This is a genomic window from Candidatus Accumulibacter cognatus, assembly GCF_000584975.1.
GTDB lineage: Bacteria > Pseudomonadota > Gammaproteobacteria > Burkholderiales > Rhodocyclaceae > Accumulibacter > Accumulibacter cognatus.
The window spans coordinates 31,776-42,653 of record NZ_JDST02000044.1 but is presented as its reverse complement, the minus strand read 5'-3'; the positions used below and the strand labels follow the sequence as shown (position 1 = coordinate 42,653).

The 10,878-nt window shown below is 62.6% G+C and carries 8 protein-coding genes; 4 read left to right on the top strand and 4 right to left on the bottom strand.

Features of this window, described 5'->3' with window-relative positions; translation table 11 throughout:
* From AW06_RS20275 to thrH, 4 genes are all read right to left on the bottom strand, one after another.
* Positions 1-413 (bottom strand): bacteriohemerythrin (locus AW06_RS20275; RefSeq protein WP_273704543.1); only part of this gene is annotated, 413 nt, incomplete at its 3' end.
* A 39-nt stretch (positions 414-452) separates the two neighbouring features.
* The gene (locus AW06_RS08970) at positions 453-2,402 is read right to left on the bottom strand and encodes an ATP-binding cassette domain-containing protein (RefSeq protein ID WP_034948899.1); all 1,950 of its coding nucleotides are present in this window, start codon (positions 2,400-2,402) and stop codon (positions 453-455) included.
* A 70-nt stretch (positions 2,403-2,472) separates the two neighbouring features.
* Entirely contained in the window at positions 2,473-3,345 is an 873-nt protein-coding gene (gene purU / locus AW06_RS08965) for a formyltetrahydrofolate deformylase (protein WP_034948897.1), read from the bottom strand.
* A 14-nt stretch (positions 3,346-3,359) separates the two neighbouring features.
* Positions 3,360-3,977: a bifunctional phosphoserine phosphatase/homoserine phosphotransferase ThrH gene (gene thrH, locus AW06_RS08960; RefSeq protein ID WP_034948896.1), complete on the bottom strand. Its 618-nt coding sequence runs from the start codon at positions 3,975-3,977 to the stop codon at positions 3,360-3,362.
* Positions 3,978-4,113: 136 nt separating this feature from the next.
* On the opposite strand from thrH, the gene AW06_RS08955 reads away from it, so the two are divergent.
* The 4 genes from AW06_RS08955 to AW06_RS08940 all read left to right on the top strand — a co-directional run bounded on the left by AW06_RS08955 (position 4,114) and on the right by AW06_RS08940 (position 10,848).
* Positions 4,114-5,358: a glucose-1-phosphate adenylyltransferase gene (locus tag AW06_RS08955; protein WP_138678891.1), complete on the top strand. Its 1,245-nt coding sequence runs from the start codon at positions 4,114-4,116 to the stop codon at positions 5,356-5,358.
* Positions 5,359-5,474: 116 nt separating this feature from the next.
* Complete coding sequence (locus AW06_RS08950) at positions 5,475-7,175, top strand: NADH-ubiquinone oxidoreductase-F iron-sulfur binding region domain-containing protein (protein WP_034948895.1); 1,701 nt, start codon at positions 5,475-5,477, stop codon at positions 7,173-7,175.
* On the top strand, positions 7,168-9,945 hold the full coding sequence (gene fdhF, locus AW06_RS08945) for a formate dehydrogenase subunit alpha (RefSeq protein ID WP_034948893.1): 2,778 nt from the start codon (positions 7,168-7,170) through the stop codon (positions 9,943-9,945). The genes AW06_RS08950 and fdhF overlap by 8 nt, the downstream gene beginning before the upstream one ends.
* Complete coding sequence (locus AW06_RS08940) at positions 9,946-10,848, top strand: formate dehydrogenase accessory sulfurtransferase FdhD (protein ID WP_034948891.1); 903 nt, start codon at positions 9,946-9,948, stop codon at positions 10,846-10,848.
* The last annotated feature ends 30 nt before the right edge of the window (positions 10,849-10,878 follow it).

Sequence of the window (10,878 nt, the reverse complement as noted above, 5' to 3'; positions counted from 1 at the left end):
GTGACCGCGCACGGTATAGCAGCCGCCTGCACACTCGGCACGTAGTCGAAGTCGGCCACCAGGATATGGTTGTAGAACCAGCCGTTGATCAGGAACTTCACTTCTTCGGCGATTTCGTCGAGGGTCATCCGCTTGGCGTTCTCCAGCAGATCAAAAAGCATCCGGCGAAACTCCCGGTGTAACTTCCGGTGTGCCTCAAGGCCTGGGTATTGACAGGCCATCATCAACTGCTCTTCTTCATGCAGGTGCACCTTGACGTATTCAGTCAGAATTGCCAGTGTTTTCAACACCCTGATCTGGTCACCATCGCCACCGAAGGTGGCGGCCAGATCGAACAGTTGCCGGTGCTGTGCATCGATCGCCGGTACCCCCACCTCGATCTTCGATGACCACTCTGCCAACTCAAAATTCATTCTTTACTCCAACGGTTGTGAAGGGTATGACCGGCCGTCTCACGAAGGTACCGAGGGTGTTGCCCGATCAATCTGTTCGGAAAGGGTCAGCCATTGTTCTTCCAAAGCAGACAACTCCAGCGCGATCTGGTTCAGTCGGCGGCCGCTGTCGGCCAGTTCCTGTGCCGAGAGCGGAGTCGACAAACGCGCTTCGAGGGTGTGCTGCTCCTGCTGGAGGTCGAGCAGGCGCTTTTCAATGTGCCCCTGCTCCCGCTGCAGGGTTTTCAGCTTGCCCGGCGTACCGCTATCGCCGCCGGAGCGCGGCAAACGTCTGGGCGGCCTGTTTTCGCACTTCAGTGATTCCCGGAGGCTTTCCCGGATGCGTTTCGCCTCGTCGAGCAGATAGCGCTGGTAGTCGTCGAGGTCGCCTGTGAAGTCCTCCATGCCACCGCGGGTGACCAGCCAGAATTCGTCACACACCGAACGGAGCAGAGAGCGGTCGTGGCTGACCAGCATCACGGTTCCCTCGAACTCGTTGAGCGCCATCGCCAGGGCCTCGCGCGTGGCGAGGTCGAGGTGATTGGTGGGCTCGTCGAGCAATAACAGGTTGGGGCGTTGCCAGACGATCATGCACAGTACCAGACGGGCCTTTTCTCCGCCGCTCATCGTGCCAACCGTCTGCTTGACCATCTCGCCACTGAAATTGAAGGTGCCGAGGAAGCTGCGCAGATCCTGTTCCCGGTCGCCTTGTCCAGTGGGCAAGCATTCCTTGGCCAGGCGCAGCAGGTGTTGCAGGGGGGTTTCGTGCGGGCGCAGGACATCGAGTTCCTGCTGCGCGAAGTAGCCGATGTTGAGGCCTTTGCCTTCACTGATGGTGCCGCTGCTGCAGGGCAGGGCGCGGGCGATGGTCTTGACCAGCGTCGACTTGCCCTGGCCGTTGGCGCCGAGGATGCCGATGCGCTGCCCGGCCATGACCGATCGGTTGACCCGCTGGACGATCACGGTCGGTGGCGTGCCGGCAGGCGCATCGACCGGCGGTGGGTAGCCGAAGCAGGCATTGTTCATGACCAGCATCGGGTTGGGCAGGTTGGCGGGTTCCTTGAACTCGAAGGTGAAGTCGGCGCTGGTCAGTACCGGCGCTAGACGCTCCATTCTTTCCAGCGCCTTGACCCGGCTTTGCGCCTGCCTGGCTTTCGTCGCCTTGGCCTTGAAGCGGGTGATGAAACTCTGCAGATGGGCGATCTTTTCCTGCTGCTTGAGGTAGGCATTTTGCTGCAGATCGATCTGCTGGGCGCGGGTTTCCTCGAAGGTGCTGTAGTTGCCACCGTAGCGCGTCAGCTTGCCGTTGTCGAGGTGCAGGGTCACGGTGGTCACCGCGTCGAGAAACTCCCGGTCGTGACTGATCACCACCATGGTTCCTGTGTAGCGTTTGAGCCAGGTCTCCAGCCAGACCAGCGCATCCAGGTCGAGGTGGTTGGTTGGTTCGTCGAGCAACAAGAGATCGGAAGGGCACATCAGCGCCCGCGCCAGTTGCAGGCGCATTCGCCACCCGCCCGAGAAGCTGTCGACCGGATTGTTCAGTTCGATGGTCTTGAAACCCAGGCCGAGGATCAGCGCTTGCGCACGCGCCTGCGCATCGTGTGCGCCCGCGTCGTGCAGAGCCAGGTAGGCGTTCGCCAGGCGTTCGCCATCGCTCCCTTCGCTTTCGGCCAATTGCACTTGCCGCTGGGCGGCCAGCAGCGCCTGGTCGCCCTCGATCACGAAGTCGGTGGCGCTCAGGCCGCTTGACGGCATCTCCTGTACGACTTGCGCCAGGCGCCAGGTGGCGGGTCGCGAGAATTCGCCGGCGTCTTCGTGCAGGCTGCCATCAAACAGCGCGAAGAGGGTGGTTTTGCCCACGCCGTTACGACCGACGAGGCCAACTCGTTCGCCTGGGTTCAAGGTGGCCGTCGCCTGGTCGAGCAGGATCTTGGCGCCGCGACGCAGGCTGACGCTCTTGAGCGTGATCACGCCGTCGAAACTCCCGTCGATGCTCCGGTGATGGGTGCGCAGCCCGGTGCCTGGCCAGCAGCAGCCAGGTTCACCGGAAGATCACGGTCTTGTTGGCATGCACCAGCACCCGATCTTCGAGGTGATAGCGCAACCCACGCGCGAGGACCGCTTTTTCGATGTCCTTGCCATAGCGGACCATGTCTTCGATCGAATCCGAATGGTCGATGCGGATCACGTCCTGCTCGATGATCGGCCCCTGGTCGAGTTCCCTGGTGACGTAGTGGCAGGTGGCACCGATCAGTTTGACGCCGCGCCGATAGGCCTGGTGGTAAGGCCTGGCGCCGACGAAGCTGGGCAGGAAGGAATGGTGAATGTTGATCATCTGTCCTGGGTAGCTGTCGCACAGATCTGGCGGCAGAATCTGCATGTAGCGAGCAAGTACCATCGTGTCCCCCTTGACTTCCTCGTAAATGCGCCTGATCTCGGCGTGCGCTGCGGCCTTGTTGTCGGGGTCTATGGGTACATGGTGGAAGGGAATGCCATGCCACTCGACCAGTTCCTTGAAAGTGCCGTGATTCGAGATGACGCAGGGAATCTCGATGTCGAGTTCCTTCGCCTGCCAGCGTGACAGCAGATCGTAGAGGCAGTGTTCCTGTTTGCTGACCATGATCACGACGCGCCGTTTCACTGCCGAATCACTGATTTTCCAGTCCATCGACAACTCGTCGGCAAGCGGGCGGAAACGCTCTCGAAATTCGGCCAGATGAAAAGGCAGCGACTCGGCTTTCACCTCCATGCGCATGAAATAGCGCCCGTCCTGTTCACCGCTGCCGTCGTCGGCATGATAGCTCGATTCGAGAATCCAGCCGCGGTGCTGGGCAATGAAGCCGGAAACGCGCGCGATGATACCGATCTGATCCGGGCAGGATCCGGATAGGGTATAGAAACGCTGCGAATGCATGTTGCGTAACCTTTCTAGGCGGGCGTGACCGCGACGAAGGCCTTGTCAATCTCTGCGCGCAGCTCGGCGTAGGACTGTGTGACCGGGAACTGCGGGAATTCGCGGATGACCTGCGCGGGCGGGTGAAAAAGGATGCCGGCGTGCGCTTCGCCGAGCATCGCTGTATCGTTGTAAGAATCGCCGGCAGCCACCACTGTGAACCGGAGTTCCCTGAGGCGGCGCACCGCTTCGCGCTTCTGGTCGGGCATGCGCAGGCGGTAGCGTACCAGCATCCCGTCGGCGTCGGCTTCGAGGCTGTGGCAGAATAGCGTCGGCCAGCCAAGTTGCCGCATCAGCGGGTGCGCGAACTCGTAGAAGGTGTCGGAGAGGATGATCAACTGATAGTCCTCGCGCAGTTCATCGATGAAGGTCCGGGCACCTTCAATCGGTCCCATTTCGGCGATGACCTTCTGGATGTCCATCAGGCCAAGCTTGTGTTCGGCCAGGATGGCGAGGCGGGACTGCATCAGCTTGTCGTAGTCCGGCTCGTCGCGGGTAGTACGGCGAAGCTCCGGAATGCCGGTGCGTGTGGCGAATTCGATCCAGATTTCAGGGACGAGGACGCCTTCAAGGTCGAGGCAGACGATTTGCACGGCAAGCTCCCAGAGGATGTGGTTTCAAGTAAGCGCGTGATTCTACCAAATCCCCGGAGTGGCACGGCAGCGCTGTAGCGACCGCATCGCGGTATGATGATAAACCTGCGGTCCTTCAGTAAGAAAAGAGGAAATGATGATTACGCCCAATATTCTTGCGTTGGTCCTGGCAGGCGGCGAAGGCACCCGTCTACATCCGCTGACCCAGCATCGTTCAAAGCCTTCAGTGCCTTTCGGCGGCCGTTTTCGCATCGTCGACTTCGTTCTCTCGAACCTGGTCAATTCGAAGATATTTTCCATTTACCTGTTGGTTCAATACAAGTCGCAGTCGCTGATCGAGCACATCCGCCGTTCCTGGTTGCTGGCTCCGATCTTTCCCGAGCAGTTCATCGCCGTCGTTCCGCCGCAGATGCGCGAAGGGCCGGAATGGTTCCAGGGCACTGCCGACGCCGTTTATCAGAACCTTGGACTGATCGAAAAGCGTGCACCGGACCTCGTTGTGGTGTTTGGTGCGGACCACGTCTATCGGATGGATGTCCGTCAGATGGTCCACTTTCACCTGCTCAGCCAAGCCGACGTCACCATCGCCGCGTTGCCGGTTCCCATTGGAGAAGCCTCGGCATTCGGCATCATTGATGCTGCTGACGACGGTCGCGTGCGCAGCTTCCGAGAGAAGCCGATCCAGCCGTCGCCGATGGCCGGTGACCCGACGCGCGCCTTCGCCTCGATGGGAAACTACATATTTACAACCGAGGTCCTGATCAAGGCGCTACGGGAAGGGCATCGCCTGGGAGAAAAGGATTTTGGCAAGGATCTGCTGCCGCGCTTGATCCAGACACAAAGGGTGTTTGCCTACGATTTCTGTGGGAATCGCATCCCCGGCATACACGCCTCCGAGGAGCCTGGCTACTGGCGCGACGTGGGCACGATCGATGCCTATTTTGCTGCCCACCAGGACCTCCTGGGTAGCGAACCGAGGTTGGATCTGTTCAATCCCAAGTGGCGGATCGGCTCCAGTAATTATCAGGGGCCGTCCCCGAAATTCTTCCACGCCGAGCTGGACAACAGCATCATCAGTGCCGGCGGGCTGATCAAGGGGGCCCGCATCCGCAATTCGATCGTTCGCCGCGAGGTGTTCATGGAGGAGGATGTGGAACTCGATGAATGCATCATCATGGACTACGCGGTGCTGCGCAAGGGAGTGAGGCTCAGGCGCGTGATCGTCGACCGTTACAACATCATCGAGGCCGGTGATCGTATCGGTTTCGATGCGGACGCCGACCGTCACCGATTTACCGTGACCGAATCAGGAATCGTGGTCATTCCCCGAGGCCAAGGCACGGATACCTATGCGGATGCGCGGATGTTCCACTACCTCTAATTGCGCTCATCCACTCCCTGCACCACAAAGATGTTCTTGGCGACATCGATTCCGACAGTCATAATGCTCATGGACTTTCCCTTTCAGGTTCCAAATTCAAATCAGGAAACCGGTGCATGAGCAGTCACGAAGAGCCCGTTGCAGGGCAGCGCAAGGGATACGGGCAGCGCCAGGGCCGACGGGTCGATGCCGACCGGCGTGACGCCGTGGCGAAGCTGCTGGCTGACTTGCCCCTGCGCCGCGACCTGTTGCTGGAACATCTGCATCGATTGCAGGACGAGCACAACTGTCTGCGCGCGGGAGACCTCGTGGCGCTGGCCGACTTGCTGCGGATTGGCGTCGCTGAAGTCTATGAGACGGCCAGCTTCTACGCCCATTTCGATCTTTGTGACGATGGCGATCCGGCGCCAGTGCTCGCGGTCCGGGTCTGTGACGGCCTCGCTTGCCGATTGCAGGGTGCCCTGCCACTGATGGCGTCGCTGCGCGAATGGCTACCGCCGGTGCGCGCCAGAGTTCTCCGGGCACCCTGCATGGGTCGCTGCGACCTTGCGCCCGTGGTCCAGGTCGGAAAGCGCCATGCCGATCGGGCGAGCACCACAGGGGTGCTCGCCCTGATCGAGGCAAGGGTCCTGACACCATTCCCGGTTGCCAGCGAGAGTTTCGACGCCTACCGAGCACGCGGCGGCTACCAGCCGCTGCAGGCGCTGCGCGACGGCGCGTTGTCGACCCAGACGGTACTTGACGAAATCGAAGCAGCGGGGCTGCGCGGGATGGGCGGCGCCGGCTTTCCGAGTGCCCGAAAATGGCGGCTGGTCAGCAATGCGCCGGCACCGCGCTTCCTGGTCTGCAACGCCGACGAGGGCGAACCGGGTACTTTCAAGGACCGACTGATCCTGGAACAGCAGCCACACCAGTTCCTCGAAGGCCTGCTGCTGGCGGCCAGTTGCATTGGCGCTACCCGTTGCTGGATCTATCTGCGTGACGAATACCCTGCCGCGCACGCCATACTGACTCGCGAGATCGTCTTGCTCGAACGCCTGAAACTGGTCGAAGCGGGCTTCATCGAGTTGCGTCGTGGCGCCGGTGCCTATATCTGCGGCGAGGAATCGGCGCTGATCGAGTCGATCGAGGGCAAGCGCGGTTACCCGAGGCAGCGCCCCCCTTACGTCGCCGAGGCCGGACTTTTCGGGCGGCCGACACTGGTCAACAACGTCGAGACACTGGCGCTGGTACCGGGAATTCTCTCTGGCGGAGGTGCACGCTTCGCCGCACTGGGTAGCAAGGGTTTTGCCGGTCTGCGCAGTTACTCGGTCTCTGGACGGGTGCGCGAGCCAGGAGTAAAGCAGGCACCGGCAGGAATCAGCGCGCGCCGCCTGATCGACGACTACTGCGGCGGCATGGCCGAGGGTCATCAACTGCTGGCTTACCTGCCTGGCGGTGCCTCGGGAGGGATTCTGCCGGCGAGCATGGCCGATCTGCCGCTGCAGTTCGGCGAACTCGAGAAGGTCGGCTGCCTGATCGGTTCGGCGGCAGTGATCGTCCTCTCCGATCATGATGACCTGCGCGCTGCGGTGCAGGCGCTGCTCGAGTTCTTCGCCGACGAGAGTTGCGGCCAATGTACCCCCTGCCGGGTCGGCACCGAGAAGATGCTGGCCATGTTCCGCGCACCCGAACCGGACTTGGATCTGCTCAATGAACTGGCCACGGTGATGCGCGATGCGTCGATCTGCGGCCTCGGCCAGGCGGCGCCGAATCCGCTGATGACGGCCTTGCGCTATCTGCCACAGCATCTGTTAACAGGCCACGGCGATGGCTGAGACCGGATCAGCAGAGCTTCGCTTCGTTCTCGATGGCCGCCCGTTGACGGCGCTGCCCGGCGAAACCATCTGGCAGGCAGCCCGGCGCGCCGGTACGACGATTCCTCATCTGTGTACGCGCACAGCGCCAGACTATCAGCCGGGCAGCAACTGCCGCGCCTGCATGGTCGAGATCGACGGCGAGCGAAATCTCGCCCCCAGTTGCAGCCGCCAAGTCAGCGAGGGGATGCAGGTGCGCAGCGACACTTCCGAACGTGCCCGGCAAAGCCGACGGATGGTGATCGAACTGCTGCTCACCGAACAGCCGCCACGCGCGCAGGCGTACGACCGCAACTCGGCGTTCTGGTACTGGGCCGGGCAGGCGGGTGTGCACGCCAGCCGCTTTCCGCAACGCACCAGGGCGGCCTGTGCCGACCGCAGCCACCCGGCGATGAGCGTGCAGCTCGATGCCTGCATCCACTGCCAGCTCTGTCTGCAGGCTTGCCGCGACATCCAGGCAAACGACGTGATCGGCATGGCTGGTCGCGGCGCAGCGGCGAGGATCGTTTTCGATCTCGACGACCCGATGGGCCGATCGAGCTGTGTCGGCTGCGGCGAATGCGTGCAGGCCTGCCCGACCGGCGCACTGCTGCCGACCGCGATGCTTGCCGATGACGGCAGCGGCCTGCTCGGGGCAGGCGAGACCGTCGACCGCGTCGTTCCCAGCGTCTGTCCTTACTGTGGCGTCGGCTGCCAGGTCGACTATCAGATCCGCAATGATCGGATCCTCGCCGTCAGCGGCCGCAACGGGCCGGCCAATCGCGAGCGCCTGTGCGTCAAGGGGCGCTTCGGTTTCGACTATGTGCACTCGCCAGAGCGCTTGCTGAAACCCCTGATTCGCCGCGATGACGCGCCCAAGGTCGCCGACGCGGCCTTCGACCCGGCCAGGCCCGGCACGCATTTTCGGGAAGCGAGCTGGGAAGAGGCACTGCAGCGGGCGGCGTCCGGGCTGCGGTCGATTCGCCAGCAACACGGTGGCGGCGCACTTGCCGGTTTTGGTTCGGCCAAGTGCAGCAACGAGGAAGCCTACCTGTTCCAGAAACTGGTACGCACTGGTTTCGGCACCAACAATGTCGACCACTGCACCCGCCTCTGCCACGCCTCGTCGGTCGCGGCCTTGATCGAGGGGGTCGGTTCCGGCGCGGTATCGGCTTCATTCATGCAGATCGACCAGGCCGAGGTGGCGATCCTGATCGGCTGCAATCCGGAATCCAATCATCCGGTCGCCTCGACCTTCTTCAAACGCGCCGCACGCCAGGGCACCCGCCTGATCGTCATCGATCCGCGCCGCCATGGTCTGGCGCGCTTTGCCGACAAGACGCTGCAATTCCGGCCAGGGACCGATGTCGCGCTGCTCAACGCGCTGCTGCACACGATCATCGACGAGGGCTTGTTCGATCCGGCGTATATCGCCCGCCATACCAGCGGCTTTGCCGAGATGCGCGCGCACCTTGACGCTTTCAGCCCGGAAGCGATGGCCGCAGTCTGCGGCATCATGGCCAGCGAAATCCGCGAAGTGGCGCGACTCTACGCCCGATCGAAAGCGTCGATGATCTTCTGGGGAATGGGAATTTCGCAACACGCGCATGGCACCGACAACGCGCGTTGCCTGATTGCTCTGGCGCTGATGACCGGACACATCGGCCGTCCCGGTACCGGTCTGCATCCGCTGCGCGGGCAGAACAACGTCCAGGGCGCATCGGACGCCGGTCTGATCCCGATGGTCCTGCCTGACTACCTGCCGATCTCGGTGGCCGCCAATCGCCGACGTTTCGAACAACTCTGGAACACGACTCTCGATCCGCGGCCGGGGCTGACCGTGGTCGAGATCATCAACGCCGCAGCCGCTGGCGACATCCGCGGCATGTACATCCTTGGAGAAAATCCGGCGATGTCCGACCCGGACCTCGGGCATGCGCGGCAAGCGCTGGCGTCTCTCGAACATCTGGTGGTGCAGGACCTGTTTCTCACCGAAACCGCAATCTACGCCGACGTCGTCCTGCCGGCTTCGGCCTGGCCGGAGAAAGAGGGCAGCGTAACCAATACCAATCGCCAGGTGCAGCTCGGTCGGCAGGCGCTACCCTTGCCCGGCGATACCCGGCCTGATTGGTGGATCATCCAGGAACTGGCGCGCCGGGTCGACCTCGACTGGCGCTACGACAGCCCACAAGCGATCTATTCCGAGATGCGCATGGCGATGCCCTCGCTGGCCAACATCAGCCACGAACGCCTCTTGCGCGAGGGTTCGGTGAGCTACCCCTGCGCCGGCGCCGACGTGCCGGGTGCCGACGTCGTTTTCGAGAATGGTTTCCCGACGCCCAGTGGTCGTGCCGGCTTCGTTCCAGCCGCTCTGCTGCCACCCGACGAACAGCCGTCCGAGGAGTATCCGCTGATCCTGTCAACCGGGCGCTTGCTGGAGCATTGGCATACCGGCGCGATGAGCAGACGAAGCGTTACGCTTGACGCACTCGAACCCGAAGCGGTGGTGACCGTCAGTGACCAAGACCTGCGTCGGCTGGGACTGGCTGACGGCGAGCGTGTCCGCCTGAGCACCCGGCGCGGTGCAGTCGAAGCCACGGCCCGCGCCGATCCGGCCGTCGCGCCCGGATCGTTGTGGCTGCCATTCTGCTACCACGAAGCCGCCGCCAACCGCCTGACCAACCCGATACTCGATCCCTTCGGCAAGATTCCCGAATTCAAGTACTGCGCGGTACGCCTGGAGCGTGCCTGAATGAGTACCTTCGCGCTGGCGCCCGACCCCGACGATCCGGAGCTCACACGCCACGTTGAAGGCTGCGACCACCGCGGCCAGGCGGTGGCGCTGAGTGTCGTCGTCGAGCGACCGCTGACCCTGTATCTGAACGGCACCGAGGTGGTCACGCTGATGACCATCGGCGACCACCCCGAGCTGCTGGCCCTGGGCTTTCTGCTCAACCAGAACATGCTTGCCGGCGGCGATGCGGTCACCGCCGTGGATTATGACGGCGACCTTGACGTGGTGGTCGTTCGCACGCGCAGCGAGTCGAGCTACGAACGGAAGCTGCAGCGCAAGATTCGCACCTCGGGCTGCGCGCAGGGGACGATCTTTGGCGACATCATGGAGCGCTTCGACGACATCCGTCTCGACACTGCCGCCGAGGTACGTTGCTCATGGCTGCAGAGTCTGTTCCTTCAGATTGGCCGGCAACCGAGCCTGTACCAGAAGGCCGGCGCGATTCACGGTTGCATCCTCTGCGAGCGTGACCGCCCACTCGTCTATATGGAGGATGTCGGACGGCACAACGCCGTCGACAAGATCGCTGGCTACATGCACCGCTACGGTCTCTGCGGCCGCGACAAGATCTTCTACACCACCGGACGCCTGACCAGCGAAATGGTGATCAAGACGGTCCAGATGGAGATCCCGATCCTGGTGTCGCGCTCGGGTTTCACGGCCTGGGGCGTGGACCTTGCCCGGCGCGCTGGACTGACGCTGATCGGGCGCGCCAGGGGGCAGCGCTTCATCGTCCTGTCCGGCGGAGAAAGGCTGGTCTACGACCTCGATTTCGCCAAGGCAGCGGGCGACGATGGCGGTGAGCTGTCTGCGGCGCACAAGATTCGGCCTGACCGCGGTGCAAGCAACGACCCTGGCTGAGATCGGGAGTCGTGGGCTGTTTCGATGCCC

Excerpts from the sequence above, each read along its gene's own strand:
- purU (WP_034948897.1), bottom strand. The coding sequence starts at position 3,345 with ATGCATTCGCAGCGTTTCTATACCCTATCCGGATCCTGCCCGGATCAG.
- AW06_RS08955 (WP_138678891.1), top strand. The coding sequence starts at position 4,114 with ATGATTACGCCCAATATTCTTGCGTTGGTCCTGGCAGGCGGCGAAGGC.
- AW06_RS08950 (WP_034948895.1), top strand. The coding sequence starts at position 5,475 with ATGAGCAGTCACGAAGAGCCCGTTGCAGGGCAGCGCAAGGGATACGGG.
- fdhF (WP_034948893.1), top strand. The coding sequence starts at position 7,168 with ATGGCTGAGACCGGATCAGCAGAGCTTCGCTTCGTTCTCGATGGCCGC.
- AW06_RS08940 (WP_034948891.1), top strand. The coding sequence starts at position 9,946 with ATGAGTACCTTCGCGCTGGCGCCCGACCCCGACGATCCGGAGCTCACA.